The organism is Fannyhessea vaginae DSM 15829 (assembly GCF_000159235.2).
Taxonomy (GTDB): Bacteria; Actinomycetota; Coriobacteriia; order Coriobacteriales; family Atopobiaceae; genus Fannyhessea; species Fannyhessea vaginae.
In genome coordinates, this window is record NZ_ACGK02000001.1 from 557,999 (window position 1) to 576,875 (window position 18,877).

Annotated in this window: 16 protein-coding genes and 2 tRNA genes; all 18 read left to right on the top strand. The window is 42.7% G+C overall.

Annotated features, from left to right (window positions below):
- Window positions 1-32 precede the first annotated feature (32 nt).
- The 18 genes from HMPREF0091_RS02430 to HMPREF0091_RS02515 all read left to right on the top strand — a co-directional run bounded on the left by HMPREF0091_RS02430 (window position 33) and on the right by HMPREF0091_RS02515 (window position 18,877).
- Window positions 33-108, top strand: a tRNA-Ala gene (locus tag HMPREF0091_RS02430).
- A gap of 317 nt (window positions 109-425) precedes the next feature.
- A complete protein-coding gene (locus HMPREF0091_RS02435) occupies window positions 426-1,190 on the top strand; it encodes a YebC/PmpR family DNA-binding transcriptional regulator (protein ID WP_006302658.1) in 765 nt (254 codons plus the stop codon).
- Window positions 1,191-1,355: 165 nt separating this feature from the next.
- Window positions 1,356-2,288 carry an alkaline shock response membrane anchor protein AmaP gene (amaP, locus tag HMPREF0091_RS02440; RefSeq protein WP_010241512.1) on the top strand — a complete coding sequence of 311 codons (933 nt, stop codon included), beginning with the start codon at window positions 1,356-1,358 and terminating at the stop codon, window positions 2,286-2,288.
- A 3-nt stretch (window positions 2,289-2,291) separates the two neighbouring features.
- A complete protein-coding gene (locus HMPREF0091_RS02445) occupies window positions 2,292-2,708 on the top strand; it encodes a DUF2273 domain-containing protein (protein ID WP_006302660.1) in 417 nt (138 codons plus the stop codon).
- Between the two features lie 39 nt (window positions 2,709-2,747).
- Complete coding sequence (locus HMPREF0091_RS02450; RefSeq protein WP_006302661.1) at window positions 2,748-3,488, top strand: Asp23/Gls24 family envelope stress response protein; 741 nt, start codon at window positions 2,748-2,750, stop codon at window positions 3,486-3,488.
- A 130-nt stretch (window positions 3,489-3,618) separates the two neighbouring features.
- Entirely contained in the window at window positions 3,619-4,959 is a 1,341-nt protein-coding gene (locus tag HMPREF0091_RS02455) for a MurT ligase domain-containing protein (RefSeq protein ID WP_006302662.1), read from the top strand.
- A 65-nt stretch (window positions 4,960-5,024) separates the two neighbouring features.
- On the top strand, window positions 5,025-5,762 hold the full coding sequence (locus HMPREF0091_RS02460) for a type 1 glutamine amidotransferase (RefSeq protein ID WP_006302663.1): 738 nt from the start codon (window positions 5,025-5,027) through the stop codon (window positions 5,760-5,762).
- Window positions 5,763-5,920: 158 nt separating this feature from the next.
- Complete coding sequence (locus HMPREF0091_RS02465) at window positions 5,921-6,841, top strand: ribokinase (RefSeq protein ID WP_006302664.1); 921 nt, start codon at window positions 5,921-5,923, stop codon at window positions 6,839-6,841.
- Window positions 6,842-6,852: 11 nt separating this feature from the next.
- Window positions 6,853-7,998, top strand: coding sequence for an acyltransferase (locus HMPREF0091_RS02470; RefSeq protein ID WP_006302665.1), 1,146 nt, complete (start codon window positions 6,853-6,855; stop codon window positions 7,996-7,998).
- Window positions 7,999-8,094: 96 nt separating this feature from the next.
- Window positions 8,095-8,182, top strand: a tRNA-Leu gene (locus tag HMPREF0091_RS02475).
- Window positions 8,183-8,239: 57 nt separating this feature from the next.
- On the top strand, window positions 8,240-9,643 hold the full coding sequence (tig, locus tag HMPREF0091_RS02480; RefSeq protein ID WP_006302666.1) for a trigger factor: 1,404 nt from the start codon (window positions 8,240-8,242) through the stop codon (window positions 9,641-9,643).
- A 166-nt stretch (window positions 9,644-9,809) separates the two neighbouring features.
- Window positions 9,810-10,424, top strand: coding sequence for an ATP-dependent Clp protease proteolytic subunit (locus HMPREF0091_RS02485; RefSeq protein WP_006302668.1), 615 nt, complete (start codon window positions 9,810-9,812; stop codon window positions 10,422-10,424).
- A 103-nt stretch (window positions 10,425-10,527) separates the two neighbouring features.
- Window positions 10,528-11,904 (top strand): ATP-dependent Clp protease ATP-binding subunit ClpX, encoded by a 1,377-nt coding sequence (gene clpX / locus HMPREF0091_RS02490; protein ID WP_006302669.1) that lies wholly within the window; start codon window positions 10,528-10,530, stop codon window positions 11,902-11,904.
- Window positions 11,905-12,273: 369 nt separating this feature from the next.
- On the top strand, window positions 12,274-14,961 hold the full coding sequence (locus HMPREF0091_RS02495) for a valine--tRNA ligase (protein WP_006302670.1): 2,688 nt from the start codon (window positions 12,274-12,276) through the stop codon (window positions 14,959-14,961).
- Window positions 14,962-14,966: 5 nt separating this feature from the next.
- Entirely contained in the window at window positions 14,967-15,599 is a 633-nt protein-coding gene (locus HMPREF0091_RS02500; protein WP_232236026.1) for a 5-formyltetrahydrofolate cyclo-ligase, read from the top strand.
- 29 nt (window positions 15,600-15,628) lie between these two features.
- Complete coding sequence (locus HMPREF0091_RS02505) at window positions 15,629-17,317, top strand: formate--tetrahydrofolate ligase (RefSeq protein WP_006302675.1); 1,689 nt, start codon at window positions 15,629-15,631, stop codon at window positions 17,315-17,317.
- Between the two features lie 45 nt (window positions 17,318-17,362).
- Window positions 17,363-18,007, top strand: coding sequence for a cyclodeaminase/cyclohydrolase family protein (locus tag HMPREF0091_RS02510; RefSeq protein WP_006302676.1), 645 nt, complete (start codon window positions 17,363-17,365; stop codon window positions 18,005-18,007).
- Window positions 18,008-18,013: 6 nt separating this feature from the next.
- Window positions 18,014-18,877: a bifunctional 5,10-methylenetetrahydrofolate dehydrogenase/5,10-methenyltetrahydrofolate cyclohydrolase gene (locus tag HMPREF0091_RS02515; protein WP_006302677.1), complete on the top strand. Its 864-nt coding sequence runs from the start codon at window positions 18,014-18,016 to the stop codon at window positions 18,875-18,877.

The window sequence follows — 18,877 nt, forward strand, 5'->3', positions numbered from 1 at the left end:
GCAAACATGTTTGTGCTCAGTGTATGCGGCATGGGGATGTAGCTCAGTTGGGAGAGCGCTGCCTCCGCAAGGCAGAGGCCGAGGGTTCGACTCCCTTCATCTCCACCATCTTTTTTCTTCCTTTTTATCCTATTCTACCAGCGAAAATGTGAACATTTTAATGCGTAAAAATATCTGATTCTGGCTTTGAAGAGAATACAACTATCCGGAATTTCCGGATAGTTCCAATCGAAGGCGTATGCTAAGTTACTCTAGATACTAAAGAAACAAAACCTTACGATTGCCATAAGCAAATTTCATAAAATCTTGTTTAATAATGAAATCTAGATTGAATACTTTTCATGTTTTCAACTTAGGTCTATTATGTATAAGTACGTCAAACACGTACACACTGATTTCTATGCAATTTATTAAAGGAGACGTGCATGTCTGGACATTCAAAGTGGGCTACCACTAAGCATAAAAAAGCAGCTATCGACGCAAAACGCTCGGCGCTTTTCTCCAAGCACTCGCGTAATATTACCGTTGCTGCAAGAAATGGTGGAGATCCAAATCCTGAGAATAACGCAGCTCTTGCTGCCGCTGTTGCACGTGCTCGTATGGTTTCTATGCCTAATGCTCGTATTCAGGCTGCTATTGATAAAGCGTTTGGTACTGGTGCCGATGCTGTAGTTTATAAAGAAGTCACCTACGAAGGCTATGGTCCTGCAGGTGTTGCACTTTATGTTGAGTGCCTTACCGATAACCTTAATCGTACAGCTGCTGATGTTCGTTCTGCGTTTACTCATGCTGGCGGCAATCTTGGTACCTCAGGTTCTGTTGCATTCCAATTTGAGCGCAAAGGTTCTATCGCAGTAACTAAAGAGGCTTGTTCCGATGAGGACGAGCTTATGATGGCCGTTGCTGAGGCAGGTGGAGAAGATTACAAAGATGAGGGAGAAGAATGGCTCATCTATACCGCTTACGATAAAATGCAATCGGTTGAAGCTTCTCTTAAAGAACAAGGTATTGAGGTAAAAGGTAGCGAGCTTACTATGGTTGCCAATAACCCCACCGACTTAAATGCTGCTGACGCTAAAAAAGTTGAACGCCTTGTAGATCGCTTGGAAGAGTTAGATGACGTACAAAACGTTTACGCTGCTATGTGTGTTTCCGACGAAGTTTTAGCTGAACTTGAGGCAGAAGAATAAAAGTTTGATCGTTTTATTTCGGCTGCGATGGCTGCATTGAGATTATTTGGTACGTAAAATTATGGTATAAAATCCTACGTGAATGTTACTGTTCAGGTAGGATTTTTGTTAAACTATTACGAGTACACGGTGTTCACGCATCAATAAGAGTGTAAAGGGGCTTGTATGGGAATTTTTAAGCGATTATGCATGCTGATATATGCATTGACAGGCATATTCTTTTTTGGTTCGTGGCTTGCTGCCTCTTATGATGTTACGTCAACATATGTTCTCTATGTGTTTAGACTGTCTTTTGTCCAGCAATTCATGAAAATTGCTCCGTTTATCATAGTTTTTGGCTGTGTTATTATGCTTTTGCGTGCTATTTTTACACGTAATCGTAAAGTGGTTATTATTTCCAAAGCTAAAGACAACAAAATTACCGTATCGCTTCGTGCTATAGAGTCTCAAGCAAAACATGTGATCGAAGAAGACGGGCGTTTTTGTGTGGTTCGGCTTTACGTAAAATCAGCTAAATACGGTCATATTCGTGTAAATGCGCGTATTCAGCCCGAAGAAACCGAAGATTTGCTTACGGCATCAGATGAGCTTAAAAGCAAGCTCTATGCAGGACTTTCGGTTATTGTTGGAAATCATATAGATGCTGTTAACTTAGAATTTGCTCAAGCAAAGAATTATATCTCGGTGAGTGATGAGGACCTTGTGGCGCCTGTATCAACCGAACCTTTGTCAAATGTGACTGATACTGATGTAGATTCCACTGATCTTCCTCATACATTGGACGGTGCAGATACTTTTACGGTATCTGCCGATGTGCAGCGCCCTCTACATACCAAGTTGCTGCATAAATCATCGGGTATTACCGTTCCTATTTCGCATTACGGAGCTTCTGATACTTCTTCTAATTCAGATGATGTTCCTTCGCAGAATTTTGGTTCAAAAAGTTCACAAGATCAAGCACGTAAAAGCACCACGATAGTATCTCAAAGCACTACGGTTACATCTCATCCTACAACAGGTTTACAGACGTCAAAAGATGAGCGTGCTGCTTCATCTTCGTCGTCTTTAACAACGTCTGTTCAGCGTGAAAGGCAATAAATCATGAAAAAGAATGAAAGTCGAACAACGATTGTTGATGAAGCTGCCCACGCCCAAAACGTACACGACCAAAAAGAAGTGTCTGCACGCGTTGATGTATCTGTAGATAAAGCGCAGGCAAATGACCATACTAATACTTCTACTCAAGACGCTTCAACACATGGTGCACCTACGGTGGAAAACGCAACGTTTAATGAGTTTACGCGCGTATGCGCTGCTTATGTTAAAGGTCGTGAGCATGCATGTATAGGAGCTGCTGTTGGTCTTCTTGTTGCATTGCTTATTTTTTCTATTGGTCTATTTCGTACACTTTTAATAGGTTTTTGCATTGCTTTAGGTATTGCAATTGGTCAATATGTCGACGGAAATCCCAAGATTTTGTCTCTTGTTCAAAAGTTATTCAAAGATAACAGAAATTAAGCTTACACCCTGTTTTACCTGTACGAAAGGACTCATATCATGAAAGATCAAAAATCTGCGTGTCTTGATACAAGTACCCAAGACGTATCGCCTACATTAAACGTTGAGTTTACCGATCATCCTTTGGCTCAAAATTCGGCAGATAAAACGTCTGAAGATACAGTTGATACATTGGGAAATCAAAAGGTCGATACCTTTGCCACTTCACAGGATGTTCTCGATACTCAGAAAAGTGCTGAAGAGGGTACTTCTGGTACGCCTCGTACAAATGAAGCTTATACAAACAACATTCATGCAGTAACACCTGCAGAAACGAGCGAGGTTACCTCCGACGATGGCGCTGAGTTAACCGACGATGTTGAAGATGATACTCAAGATTCGCTAACATTTTCAAATGGCGTTATCGAGAAAATTGTCGCGATTGCAATGCGTGACGTAAAAGACGTTGTAGGCATGAAAGGTAGTTGGTTTAATCGCGTGCAAGATGTGTTAGGTGCGTCAGACGCGCGTAAGGGCGTTACTGTTGAAGTTACTCATGATGCATCGGTACGAGTTAATATCTCGGTTCTCATTAAATACGGCGCGTATGCACCACAGGTATTTGAGGATGTTAAAGAGGCAGTTGTTAGTAAAGTTATGGAAATGACAGGGCTGAGCGTTGCTGGAGTAAATCTTCGTATCGAAGATGTTCTAACACCTGAAGAATACGAGGCTCAAGATATGACAAAAGAGCATGCACTAACGTTAAACAGCGATGAAGAAAAGCATATATCGGCATAAATTGTTGAAGGCGTGAAGCAATGTCACATGTGTGTTTGTTTGTGCGCGCCTTGCGAATCAGTTTTTAGTTTTAACGCCAGCACAGCAATGTGTGAATATCGTTTTAATGATTATAAAGAGGTAGTTATACGTGTTACAGACTTATTTTGCCACGTTGTGTGCGCGCAGCGCTCGCACATTGTTACGACGTCTATTTCATCGAAAAGCCTCTCAGCTTCCAGGTAGGGTAGCGCTTGGCATTGATAAAAATTTTCTAGCACATAAAGCGCGTCTTTTTGGTAAGCATACGGTTGTTGTATGCGGAACTAATGGCAAAACAACCACAACTAATATTATTGCCTCATCGTTTGATTCTTCTTTTTCGCAGGTAGTTTGTAATCGAGCAGGAGCAAATATGCCAGCAGGCATAGCAAGCGCGCTTTTGGACGCCACCAGCGGTGCTGCTTGCGTATTAGAGTCGGATGAGCTTTCTTCTATCAACATTGTTCCTGCAGTTAAACCGCAGTTTTTTGTATTGCTTAATTTGTTTCGTGATCAGCTTGACCGCTGTGGCGAAATAGAACGCGTCCAGCAAACTATCGTTCGTGCGCTTGAAGCGTCGCCTTCTACAACGCTTGTTGTTTGTGGTGATGATCCTCTTACGGTAGGCGTGGCTCAGTCTGCGCAACGTCTGCATATTAACGTTGTGTACTTTGGTATCAACCAAGATTTACACCGAGCTGCTGATCGTGTTCCCGAGGCTCGTTTTTGCCAGTTGTGTGGAACAGAGCTTACGTATACCTATCGTAGTTATGCACAACTTGGCGCGTTTAGCTGTCCTAACTGCTCGTTTGCGCGTCCGCAGCTGAAATGTTATGCAGACGATATTCAGCTTGAACAAAACAGTGTTAAGTTTTGTGCGCACATCAATCAACATTCGGCTCAAATTTCTGCGTCGTTTGGTGGTTTGTATATGGTATACAACCTTCTTGCAGCTTATTATATTGCGCACGAGACAGGTATTTCCGATGTAGCTTTCTTAAAGGTGCTTAATGCATATCATCCCCAAAATGGTCGATTACAGCACTTTACCTATCAAGGAATTCCTCTTGTTTTAAATCTTGCAAAAAATCCAACGGGTTTTAATCAAAACATTTCTCTGTTGCAAGAAGACCCGCGCCAGAAAGTTATTTATATCTGCATAAACGATAATTATAACGATGGAAAAGATGTATCGTGGCTGTGGGATGTTGACTTTGAACGGTTCTCCTCCGAGGATAAGCCTGTACTTTTGTGCGGCGGTACGCGTCGTCATGATATGCAAGTTCGTCTTAAATATGCAGGCTTTTCGTCTGAATGCACAACGTCAATAGATGAAGTATTAGCTACTATTTCTAAGCACTATCCTAATAGAGTTCTTTATGTTCTTACTAATTATTCTGCTCTTTGGCCTGTTAAAGCGCGTTTGGAGCAGCTCTGTACTGCGCAGTAGTTTCGCGCGTGCTTCTTGCGCTCTAACTTTAGACGCTCAGTTTTTACGATAGAAAGCGTGTATTTATGCAAACGTTACGTATTGTACATATGTACCCCGAACTGCTTAATCTCTATGGAGATTCAGGTAATATGCTGGTGCTTGCACATCGTCTTAAACAGCGTCAAATTCCATTTGAGATTGTAGAAGTCCACGTGGGAGATAGCATTTCACTTTCGTCTGCAGACATAGTGTTTATTGGCGGTGGGTCGGATCGCGAACAAAAAATTGTCTGTTCAGCTTTGCAAACGTTTCGTGATGAGCTTGCCGCATACGTAGAAGATGGTGGCGTTTTAGCTGCGGTGTGCGGTGGTTATCAACTTTTAGGACATTATTACTTGCTTGATGACGAAAAAATCAAAGGACTCTCACTTGTTGATTTATATACCGATCGCGGAACACCGCGCCTTATCGGCAATATTGCAATCAAAAGTTCTATATGCCCACACCCCATAGTTGGATACGAAAATCACGGGGGAAGAACGCATTTAGCTGGTGATATTACGCCTTTGGGCGTGGTAGAATACGGGCATGGAAATGATGGCGAAACTGGATATGAGGGCTGCTTATATAAGCATGTTTTAGGAACCTATATTCACGGGCCACTTTTCCCAAAAAATCCCGGTGTTGCCGACTTTCTTTTGCGTACTGCGTGTGTGCGTCGTGGTATTTGTCAAGAGCTTGAGCCGCTAGACGATACGATAGAGCTTCAGGCTAATGACTTTATGTACCAAAGGCTCATGAAGCACGGTGTTCGTGAATAGTTAAAAAATCTGGAATATTTTATACAACTGACGCTACGCAACTATCACTAAGAGATATAATAAGACACTATTAAAATATTCACGTATGCTAAGAACAAGATGTACGTGTTTTTGAGGTGCTAAGCAGAAATGAAATAACAGGGGCAGGTGTAAATTATATGCATAACGTTATTGTTTTTGGAAGTATCAACACCGATATGTCAGTAAGCTGCACTCGTATGCCAGAACAAGGCGAAACAGTACTTGGAAGTACCTTTGTGCTTTCAGGTGGTGGAAAAGGTGCCAACCAGGCAGTTACATCTGCTCGCCTCGGTGCAAAAACATACATGGTTGGTAAAGTGGGTAGCGATCGCTTAGGATCTGTTCGGATTGCTGGATTAGAAGAATATGGCGTACGTACTTCAAGAATTCGGACCAGCAGCGATGTTGCTACTGGTAGCGCGCTTATATTGCGGTCAAAAGATGATAACCGCATTGTGGTAGATCCTGGCGCGAATGTTTGTGTTACGTTTGACGAGGTACAAGATACGCTCGACACGCTTGCACAACCAGGGGATATTTTCTTAACGCAGTTTGAATGCTTGCCCGAGGTTGTAAAGGCCTCTTTGGCATATGCCCGCAAAAAAGGGTTGTTTACCATCTGTAATCCTTCTCCTGCGCTCCCTATAGATGACGATATGTATAAAACTATTGATTTGTTGTGTCTCAATGAGGCTGAGTGCGCAACGCTTTCTGGTATTCAGCCTAACAGTGAAGAAGATCGTCTGTCCGCGCTTAATTTTTTTGCTCAAAAAGGTGTTAAACAAACAATTCTGACACTTGGAGCTCAAGGTGCTGTTGCAAAAACGGCTGATGAAGTTGTTGTACGCCCTGCATTTGAAGTTACCTGTATTGATACTACAGCAGCAGGTGACGCATTTTTAGGTGCAGTAGCTGCGTGTTTGTCATATGATAATTCTTTTGATACAACTATGGAAATCGCGATGGCAACTTCTGCGCTTTGTGTAACAAAATTAGGCGCGCAAGATGCTATGCCTACATTCGACGAAGTTCAGTCTTTTCTTGCGTCACATAAATAGAACCTATGTGTATGCCAAGTTCTCATCGAGAAAAAACTGAGTACGCCCGAGCGTTGCTTTCATCGTCCACGCTTGCGCAAAACACGCGCGCAAACACATTTGGTCATGTTCTGTATTTTGATGTGCTGCGTGTTTTGGCTGCGTTTGCAGTTGTTGCTTTGCATTGTATTATTTCAATTGCAAATCTCTCTACACTTTCGTCAAGCACACAAGCCCTTATGATGGTTGAATCGGGGGCTGCGGTCATCCTTTTTCGTTGGGCAGTGCCACTATTTTTTATGATCTCGGGTGCTTTAATGCTGCACCCGCAACGCTACGTTACTTCAAAAAAAGTTGTTCATCATATTGTGCGCCTTGTAGCAATTTTATCTACGATTGGTCTGTGCTTTAGCATGATTAAAGTAGCCGCAACGGGGTTTACTTCTCCTGTGGATTTGATCATGCAAGCAATTCTAAAAACTCTTACAGGTCAAAGCTGGGATCATCTTTGGTTTTTGTACAAACTCATAGGTTTATATGCACTTGTTATGCCATTACGTATTGTTTTGCAGGCTACAAGCCCAAAACAACATAAATGGGCACTTATGGTAATGTGGATTACGCTTATGGTATTGCCCAATATTGCTTCAATCACTCAAATCGACATCATTTCATATATGCCTTTGAGCTATGAATTGCTCTATTTTGTAGCAGGGTACTATCTGTTTTTTGAAGAAAATGATAATCGAGTACTTTATTATGTTGGCGCACTTGTCTCGGCAGTTGGCATGGTTGTTTTGTTTGTGTATGACTATGATATGTTCTTTATGCCTCAAAGTAGCTTGATGTTTGTGTATAGTGCAGGGATTTGCATTGCCGCAAAGGCATTTGCACAACGCGTTTGCCAACATGCAAACATACAAAGCCTCTGGTGTCAGAGGTTTACAGCGCTCATTCGATTTTTTGCATCATATAGTTTTGGAATCTACGTGCTTCATGTTGTTTGGATTCAAGCTATTGTTCGTTATGTGGCACTGCGTCAGACAAGTTTTTTTGAGCAAGCAGATACGTTTCAGGTTTTAGTATTTCAGCTTATGTTGCTTTTGGTAAGCGTTGTATGCTCTTGGGTGTGTACTATGCTTTTAAGGCGTCTATCGTTTTTTGCAAAGTACCTATAGAATTTTATATTTTTTAAGAAACTCTATGGAAAGATACAATTAATGTCTACCTTAAGGTGTAAGCTTTGGTATCATGCATAAGTTGTATGTTAGTTTGCGAGCGTGGCGGAATTGGCAGACGCGCCAGACTTAGGATCTGGTGAGTATTGTACTCGTGAAGGTTCAAGTCCTTTCGCTCGCACCAACATAGGAAATAAGTTGTCTGTCACACCATACAGGCATAAGGAATACTGGAGGAACCTTGAATATCACTGCCACTGCTGATAAGACCACAAATGATAAGGTCAAAATTACTGTAACTGTCTCCGCAACCGATGTTGACGCAGCGATTGACGGTGCATATAAAGACATTGCAAAAAAATATGCATTTCAAGGCTTTAGAAGAGGCCGTGCTCCTCGTCCTGTAATTAACGGTATTGTTGGTAAACAAGCTGTGTTTGCGCAGGCAACCGAGGATCTTATTCAAAACGTACAACCGCAAATGCTTGATGAGCTTGATATTGTTGCCATCAGCAAGCCTGATTACGGCGAAGATCCAAAATTGGTAGAAGAGCATAAAGACTTTACAGTAGAGGCTCTTGTGAGCGTTCCTCCTGTGTGCGAGCTTGATACCTATGACGCTCCTTCTATTACTATGCCTCCAGAGCATGCAACTGACGCCGAGATCGATCGTCAAATTGACCAGCTGTTATCGTATAACACAACTTACGAAGAGGATAAGGATGCCAAGCAAGCAACTGAGTCGAGCGTTGTTGTATTAGATGTTAAAAACATCGAAGGTCTTCCAGAGTTTGAAGGTTCAGCACGTCAATTTGTCCTTGATAGTCCGTATATTCCTCAAGAGTTTGCCCAAGGCGTTACTGGTATGAAGCTTGATGAAAGCAAAGAGATCTCTTGGGTTCGTAAAGAGGACAAAAAAGAAACTCCTGTTAAGGTAAACGTTACGCTTAAAACTCTTAAGCGTGCTGTGAAACCCGAGCTTACCGATGAGTTTGCTAAAAAATCAATGGGCTTTGATACCGTTGAGAAGCTTCGCGATGCTATTAAAGAAGAGATCGAAAACGATAAGAAAACCTCCTTACCTTCTCTTAAAGAAGATCGTGTTGTAGAGGCTATGGGTGAACATCTCAAACTTGATGAGGTCCCTGAAGATTATCAAAAGCAAGTATTTTCTGAGCTTGCCAACGAGTTCTTAAGCCAGCTGCAACGTCAAGGTGCAACACTTGATATGTATCTTGCTTCACGTGGTATCAAGTCTGATGACTTCTTAGCAGATCTTCACGTACAGGCACAAGAGCGCGCTCGTCAGTCTTTAGCACTTAACGCCATTGCCAATAAGCTTAATTTGGAGGCAACCGAAGCTGATGTAGAAGAAGAGTTCAAAAGCGTTGGAAAAGATTATAAAAAGCAGATGGCTCAATTCAAGAAAAACGGTCAAATGCCTGCAATTCGTGAATCCATCCGTAGAAGCAAGGCTGTTAAGTGGCTTGTTGAGAATGCAAGCGTAGAAGTTGTTGATGAGGTTGCTCAAGCAAACAAAGATGCAGAAAAAAAGGCAAAAGCACCTAAGAAAACTTCTAAAAAGTCTGCTGATAAAGCATCTTCAAAAGGTGCCGAAAAAAAGACTGCTAAGACTGAAAAGTAAACTACGTAGAGCAACTAAGAATAAAGAGTTTGTTTATGTGTATGTAGATTATGCTATATAACAACAAATATAGCATGAGGATTGCGTAATATCTTGTTCTTATTGGCGTACGCTTTGCGCTTCGGGTCTTCGTCTCGAAGCGCATTTTTCAACCGGAAGGGAATGTATGATTACTCCAACAGCAACACCGCTTATTCCATATGTTGTCGAACAAACGCCTCGCGGTGAGCGCAGCTATGATATATTTTCTCGTCTGTTAAACGACCGTATTGTGTTTTTGGGTGAAGCTATCACTCGTGATTCAGCTAATTTGGTTATTGCACAGCTGCTTCATCTAGAAAGTCAAGATCCTGATAAGGATATCGCGCTGTATATTGATTCCCCTGGTGGTGAGGTATACGCTGGACTGGGTATTTTAGACACCATGAACTTTATTAAGCCCGACGTTTCTACTATCTGTGTTGGTATGGCGGCTTCTATGGCGTCTGTTTTACTTGCAGCTGGTGCAAAAGGCAAGCGCATGTGTCTTCCTAATTCTATGGTTATGATTCATCAACCAAGCTCGGGTGCACAAGGGCAGCAAACTGATATTCAAATCGTGGCAGATGAAACTAAGTGGATACGTAATCACATGAACGAACTTTTGGCTCAATATACAGGTCAAACGGTTGAAAAAATCAACCAAGATACCGAACGTGATAACTATATGCGTGCGAAAGAAGCATGTGATTATGGTTTGGTTGATAAGGTCATTACATCGCGTGCTGAACAAGCAGAATAGGTTTGCACGCGTGAGATCGCGAATAGTTTGTGTGACAACTTAGCAGCAAATATACCTATTAACATTTTGGTCGTATAACATCTAAGGCAGGTAAGGAGTCTGTATGGCATTGCATTCTGGTGAACAAGGTTTCATTTGTTCATTTTGCGGTAAAACTCGTGCTCAAGCCAATAAACTTATTCAAGGACCCGACGGTGTTTTTATATGTGATGAGTGTATTGCCGAGTGCTGCGATATACTTTCAAAAAGTGAGCAGAATTACTCAGATAACCCAAATGCACGGCTGACTCCGCAAGAGGACACTCAAAAGCCTAAAGATCCAGGTCTGAAGCTTAATAATCTTCCCACTCCTCACGAAATTTATGATGAACTGTCTCAATACGTGATGGGGCAAGAGGCGGCAAAACGTGCTATGAGCGTTGCCGTGTACAATCACTATCGTCGTGTTATGACTAACGATGCCTCTATTGATGAAGACATTAATCGCAACGATGATGCTAAACCAGAGGAAGTAGAGCTTGCCAAGAGCAACATTTTGTTGCTTGGTCCAACGGGTACAGGTAAAACTTTACTTGCACAAACCCTTGCGCGTTTTTTGGAAGTTCCTTTTGCAATTGCCGATGCGACAACGCTTACCGAAGCTGGTTATGTTGGCGAAGACGTCGAAAACATTCTGCTTAAGCTCATTACTGCCGCTGATGGTGACGTTGCGCGCGCAGAAGTGGGTATTGTATATATCGACGAGATCGACAAAATTGCTCGTAAAGCAGAAAACCTCTCTATTACACGCGATGTATCGGGTGAAGGTGTACAACAAGCGCTTCTTAAAATTTTGGAAGGCACCAATGCAAGTGTTCCTCCACAAGGGGGCAGAAAGCATCCTAGTCAAGAGCTCATTCATATTAACACGCAAAACATTCTCTTTATCTGCGGTGGTGCATTTGTTGGATTGGACAAAATTGTTGCTGATCGTATTGGAGAAAAGGGTATTGGTTTTAATGCGCAGCTTGCGCGTAAGGTTGATGACAACCAAGATGAGCTTATGAGTAAAGTTATGCCTCAAGATTTGCATAAATTTGGTATTATCCCTGAGTTTATTGGTAGAATTCCAGTTATTACCACTACTAAAGAGCTTACGGAAGATGATCTTGTTAAGATTTTGATTGAACCAAAAAATGCAATCGTTAAACAATACAAGCGCATGTTTGAAATTGAAGGCGTTGAACTTGAATTTAAAGATGAAGCTCTTCGCGAGATTGCATCTCTTGCGCTTAAGCGCAACACAGGCGCTCGTGGTCTTCGTGCAATATGCGAAGCGACACTGCAAAATACCATGTTCGATTTGCCTTCTGATCTCTCTATTGTAAAGGTTGTTGTTACTAAAGAGGCAGTAGAAGGAACCGAACAACCATTGCGCATTACCGAAGAAGATCACGAAGAGCGCAAACATGGTCTATTTAAGGCGCTTAAGAAAGAGTAATGTGCAGCATAACGAGCCTGTAATGCGTTTGTAATGCATGTTTTTTTGTACCGCACGCTTACAACGCTCATAGTGTGTGCCTGTAGTGCGTGCCCATAATGCGCTCCATACTATAGGTGCACCAATATGCCTCTGGTTTACCCAGGGGCTTTCTTATAGGTAAGCATTGATGTAAGCATTGTGTGATTTAAGTGAATGGATTTTTTAATCCTGGGGTTATGTATCTTTGTTGTGCAAGCAAACATATGTTCGGTTATACTTATTACAAGTTACTTAAGAAAAGACAAAAGTCTTGCACGCTTTTCTTATTCTAAACAGGTACAATAAGGTGTTAACTGCTGGTTATCGTCACATAAAGAGGGATGCCCTGTGGAGCAAATGCCAAAAACATACAATCCTTTAGAGGTTGAACCAAAACTTATTGAGCAATGGATCCAAGCTGGATGCTACAAACGTAGCAAAGGTGTTGGTGATTGCACGGTTGTTATTCCACCTCCTAATGTCACAGGTATTCTTCATATGGGTCATGCTATGGACGATACCATCCAAGACACCTACATTAGATACAATCGAATGCGCGGTCGTTCAACACGCTGGATTTTAGGTACCGATCATGCAGGTATTGCTACGCAAACTAAGGTAGATAAAAAACTCAAAAGCCAAGGAATTTCTCGTCTGGCTCTTGGACGCGAAAAGTTTTTGGATGCATGCTGGGATTGGACGCGTGAATATGGTGGAACTATTGTTTCACAAATTAAGCGTATGGGTTGCTCTATTGATTTGAGTGATCCCAAGTTTACTATGAGTGATGAGTATGCACATGCAGTGCGCAAGGTTTTTGTTGATTGGTATCATGATAAGCTCATTTACCGTGGTAAACGCATTGTTAATTGGTGTCCTGTGTGTACAACGGCAATTTCTGATGATGAGGCAGAATATCGCGATGAAAAAGGTCACCTATGGTATATGCGCTATCCACTGGTTGATCCAGTAGGAGATATAACTTATATCACCGTTGCTACCACTCGTCCCGAGACTATGCTAGGCGATACAGGTGTTGCGGTGTCTCCTCAAGATGACGAAAAGGCTTGCCTTGTTGGCAAAAAAGTTTTGCTACCTATTGTTAATCGTGAGATTCCTATTTTTTCGGATTGGCATGTTGATAAAGGATTTGGAACCGGATTTGTAAAGGTTACTCCTGCGCACGATCCAAATGACTATGCTATGGGTCAAACGCATAATCTTGAGCAGATCAATATCTTTGATGAGCACGCCTGCGTTGTCGACGGCTATGGACAATTTTCGGGCATGGATAGAAACGAAGCGCGCAAGGCAATTGTTTCGTGGTTTGAAGATCATGGTTTGCTTGATCATATAGAAGACCTTAACCACTCGGTTATGCATTGTTACCGCTGCGATACGGCGCTTGAGCCCTGGTTATCCCAGCAATGGTTTGTTGCGGTTGATAAGCTCAAAACACCTGCTAAAGAAGCCGTTACTTCGCAAGAGATCAAATTTCATCCAAGTAGGTGGACGCAAACATATCTTACCTGGATGGATAACCTTAAAGATTGGTGCATCTCTCGACAACTTTGGTGGGGCCATCGTATTCCCGTATTTACCTGTGCAGATTGCGGATGGGAAGATGCGTGTTTAGAAGATGTGGCTGTATGTCCGCATTGTTCGTCCTCGCATGTCTCACAAGATGAAAACGTATTGGATACCTGGTTTTCTTCTCAGTTGTGGACATTTGCAACACAAGGATGGCCTTTTTCATCTGATGAGCTCAAAGCGCATCATCCTACCAAAGTTTTGGTTACCGCACGCGATATTATTGCATTATGGGTTGCGCGCATGATTATGAGTTCGCTTTACTTTACGCATGAAATTCCTTTTAAAGATGTGTACATTTATGCAACAATCTTGGCAAAAGACGGTAGTCGTATGTCAAAAAGTAAGGGCAATGGCGTTAACCCTATGGATCTTATCGACAAGTATGGTGCCGACGCTATGCGTTACAATCTTTTAACGCTTATTACCACCAACCAAGATGTTAAATTTGATGCTGTTATCGATAAAAAGACCAAGCAGCTCAAAGAAAGTCCACGTACCGATCAGGCACGTTCGTTTATCACCAAGATTTGGAATGCGTCGCGTTTTGTACACATGAATTTGCAAGACTATGTGCCAGGCAAACCATGCGCTCAAACAATGGAAGACGCATGGATGTTAAGCCGTCTTGCAGCTGTTGTTAAAAAGACTACCGAACAGCTCGAAACCTATGCCTTTGGAGACTATGCCCGTGATATTCAGTCGTTTTTCTGGAATGAGGTGTGTGACTGGTATATTGAGCTCTGTAAGGGTCGTTTGCTCAATGGTACTGCCGACGAAAAATTACAAGTTCAGCGCAATCTCGTATTTGTTCTTGATACGGCACTAAGACTTTTACATCCTGTTATCCCATTTGTAACTGAGGAAATTTGGGATATGTTGCCGGTGTCTGGTATAGACAATCATCGTGCTGCATTTCTTATGCTTGCCTCCTGGCCAGATGCCAAAGATTACGAACAGTTTGTTAATACTAAAGCAGAAGCAAACTTTGAACTAGCAAAGATGCTTATTTCTACCGTGCGTTCTATTCGTGCTCGTTATCGTTTATCGCCAAAAGAAGAACTTGCACTTACTGTTAAGACAAGTGAAGCTAAGGCACAGGTTATTGACGCGCAAAAAGAGTTTATTATTCATGTTGGTCGCTTAAAATCGCTTGATCTTGTTTCTAACTTTATGCGTCCAAAAACCTGTGTTGCAACCGCCGAAGGTGACGTAGAAATTTTTGTTGAACTGGGCGGATTAGTTGACTTACACGCCGAGGCTACGCGCCTTTCAAAAGAACTTGAAAAGCTTAACTCAGAACGCAGTAAAATACAGGCGCTGCTCAGCCAAGAGGCCTTTATTTCAAAGGCTGCGCAAGTGGTTATTGATAAGAAGAAAGCCCATGTAGAAGAGCTTAATGCTACGATAGAGAGTTTATCCGCTCAACTTCAGCAGTTGGGATAATATCTATGGAGTCATTCGTATGTGCAAAACGGCGAGCGCGCATGTATTATAAGGATGTGCGCTGCGCCCTTGGTACACAAAAGCGCTATGAATCCGATTCAAAGATTATCTCAAATTTTGTTCAAAGCTCTATCTACCATAAAGCTCAAAGCGTGTGTTTGTATTATTCATTCGCCGAAGAAATCAATACGCATACGCTTGCTTCTCGTGTGCTTGTAGACCAAAAACAGCTCATTCTGCCTCGTGTTAATAAGACTTGCCACGACCTTGATTTTTATCGAGTGCAAGACCTATCAACGCTTTGCAAAGGTACTTTTGGCATATTTGAGCCTTCTCGTGAGTCTTCGAGCTTGATTGATATAACGCAAATTGCAACTTGTGATAAGTCTATGGTTGTAGTTGTACCTGGCCTTGTTTTTGACAAGTTTGGGTATCGTTTAGGATACGGTGCGGGTTATTATGATCGCATCTTAGACAAACTATCGCGCGTAGCATATGTTACTACGGTTGGCTTGTGCCGAGCTCAAACGCTGCTAGACGATCTCCATGCACTGCATTTAGTTGAGGCGCATGATAGGCCGGTTGACGTTGTTATAACGCAAACGTCAATGTATGATACGACGATTAAGTTGTCGTAATAACTTTATAGTCGGTAGAAAGAGGGTTTATGTCTCAATTTTTGTCAGATATAGAAATTGCTCAAGCCACACATCTTCAACCGATTGAGGTGATAGCTCAAAAATTAGATATTCCTAAGGCATCACTTGAGCATTATGGTAATTTTAAAGCTAAAGTTGATGTATTTTCAGACTATTTTGCCAAGAAGCACATGCAATCTTCTTCTAAGTTGGTGTTGGTAAGTGCCCTTAATCCAACTCCTTTTGGCGAAGGCAAAACAACGATTTCTATTGGTTTGGCAGACGCGCTTGCGAGCCAAAATACACGAGTTGCCCTCTGTTTGCGCGAGCCTTCCTTAGGTCCTGTTTTTGGTATCAAAGGCGGCGCTGCAGGCGGCGGCTATGCCCAAGTTGGTCCTATGGAAGATATCAATCTTCACTTTACAGGCGATTTTCATGCAATCGAAAGCGCCAATAATCTTTGTGCTGCTTTATTGGATAATCATGTTAAGCAGGGTAATAAGCTCGGCATCGATCCGCGTCGTATTGTGTGGAAGCGTTGCATGGATATGAACGATCGCCAGCTTAGACATATCGTCGATGGTCTGGGCGGCTGCGCAAGTGGTGTGCCTCGCGAAGATGGATTTGATATTTGTGCTGCGTCAGAAGTTATGGCGGTACTGTGTCTTGCGTCAGATATTGCCGATCTTAAAAAGCGTTTAGGCGCCATGTTGGTTGCTTATACCTACGATAATAAACCCGTCTATGCAAAAGACATTCATGCAGTTGGAGCTATGTGTGCTTTGCTACGCGATGCATTAAAGCCAAACCTAGTTCAAACTCTTGAAGGAACTCCTGCATTTGTTCACGGAGGCCCGTTTGCAAATATCGCACATGGCGCTAATACCGTTATCGCGACGCGTACCGCTCTCAAATGTGCTGATGTGGTTATTACCGAGGCTGGCTTTGGTGCCGATTTAGGTGCAGAAAAATTTATTGATATTGTTTGTCCGCAATTGCAGAAAAACCCCGATTGTGTTGTTTTAACTGCAACGATGCGTGCATTAAAATATCATGGTGGTGTTGCTGCAACCGATGTTTCCAAGCCCAATATTGACGCAGTTAAGCAAGGATTTGAGCACCTTCGCATTCATATCCAAAACATACGGCAAACAGCTGGTTTACCCTGCGTTGTAGCTCTTAATGCTTTTGCAAACGATGATCCACACGAGATTCAGCTTGTAAGCGATCTGTGCCAAGAACTTGGTGTGTGCGCTGTGCCTACATACGTGTGGGCACAAGGTTCTCAAGGTGGTCTTGAACTGGCTCGTGCGGTAACGCGTGCTCTTTCAGAGTCACCATCTAAGACGCCACAACTCTATGATGTAACTGATTCTATTCAAACTAAGGTCGAAAAAATTGCTACAAAGTGGTACCACGCTCGTGGCGTTGTATGGTCGGATAAAAGTCGCAGGCAACTTCGTGAGCTTTCTGCGCTTGGTTTAGATACCGCGCGTGTTTGCATTGCTAAAACGCAGTATTCTTTAAGCGATGACCCACATAAGTTGGATTGCAGTAATGACTATGATTTACATGTTCGTGAATTGCATGTATCTGCTGGTGCTGGCTTTGTTGTTATTATGTGCGGCTCAGTTGTAACCATGCCAGGTTTGGGGAAAGTACCTGCGGCTGAGGCAATTGACGTCTTGGACGATGGAACAATTGTTGGAATTTTTTAACGGATGTATTTTAAGAACTTATAGCCTATACGTGTAAAGGAACCTATGCAAACGAACTCTTCGCGTCTGCGCTTTGACTCACAAGCTTCTCTTGATGAATTTACCGCCGCACTGGCTGCCAAGACTTCGGCACCAGGAGGCGGTAGTGCCGCGGCTCTTGTGGGCGCGGTAGGTGTTTCGCTTGCTTCAATGGCAGCACATTTTACGATTTCAAAGCCTCAGTTTATGGCGCATGAAAAAGCACTCAACGAGCTTCTTGATGAGGTATCGTCTGTGCGAGTTGCGCTGTTATCGCTGGTAGACGAGGACGCAAAAGGATTAGCTCATCTTATGAGTGTTTATAAGATTCCTAAAGATAACCCTCAACGCTCGGACTTGCTTCAACAAGCATTACAAGGTGCGTATAAAGCACCCCTTGCTATGATGGAACAAATTTGTTCTGCCATTGATATTTTAGACAAGATGAGCTCTATGTGTGCGCCTATGCTGCTTTCCGATGTTGGAAGCGGAGCACTTATTTGCCGCGCGGCACTTGAGGCTGCCAGTTATAACGTATTAGTTAACATCAGATTGTTACATGATAAACAAGAAGCGCAGGCAGTTGATACTCGATGTAGTTATATGCTTACCCATTTTGTTGCACAAGCCGAGGCATGCGCCGAACGCATTCGTCGGTATATGAAAGGATAGTATACTATGGCTCAACTTCTTAAAGGAGCTGCTGTTGCAACTTCTTTGTGCGAAGATTTGCTTCCAAGGATTAATAAACTTGTCCAGGCGCACATTACGCCTACACTTGCTGTTATAAGAGTAGGCGAGGACGCAGGTGCGCTCTCCTACGAGCGCGCGGCGCAAAAACGCGCTGATAAGCTTGGCTGCAAGCTAAAGGTATATGCCTTTGATGAGGATGTTTCTCAGCAGCAGCTCATAACGCAGATCACAAAAATTAATGAGGATTCCTCGATTCATGGATGTTTACTGTTTCGTCCTTTGCCAAAGACGTTGGATGAGCGCTTAATTTGCAATACGCTTTTGCCTCAAAAAGATGTCGACGGCATTACACAAGGCTCACTCTACGGTGTTTTTGCTGGTCAAAAGGTGGGTTTTGCCCCTTGTACTGCGCAGGCTTGTATGGCGATGCTTGATTATTATGGTATTGACATCTGCGGCAAACATGTGTGCGTTATTGGTCGCTCGTTAGTTATTGGTCGTCCTGTTTCTATGCTGGCACAGCATAGAAATGCAACGGTGACGATGTGTCACTCAAAAACAAAAGATCTTACCAAGCATCTGCAAGCAGCTGATATTATTATTGCCGCCCTTGGTCATGCTCGTTTTGTGACGTCCAATATGGTTTTAGAGCATCAGACGCTCATTGATGTAGGTATAAATTGGGACGCGTCTGCCCAAAAGCTTGTGGGTGATGTTGATTTTGAGCATGTTGAGCCAAAAGTTTGTGCTATAACTCCGGTACCTGGTGGTATTGGCTCTATTACCACAACTATTCTTATGCAGCATGTGGTTGAGGCTGCAGAGATACAACAAGTTTTGAAAGCGTGA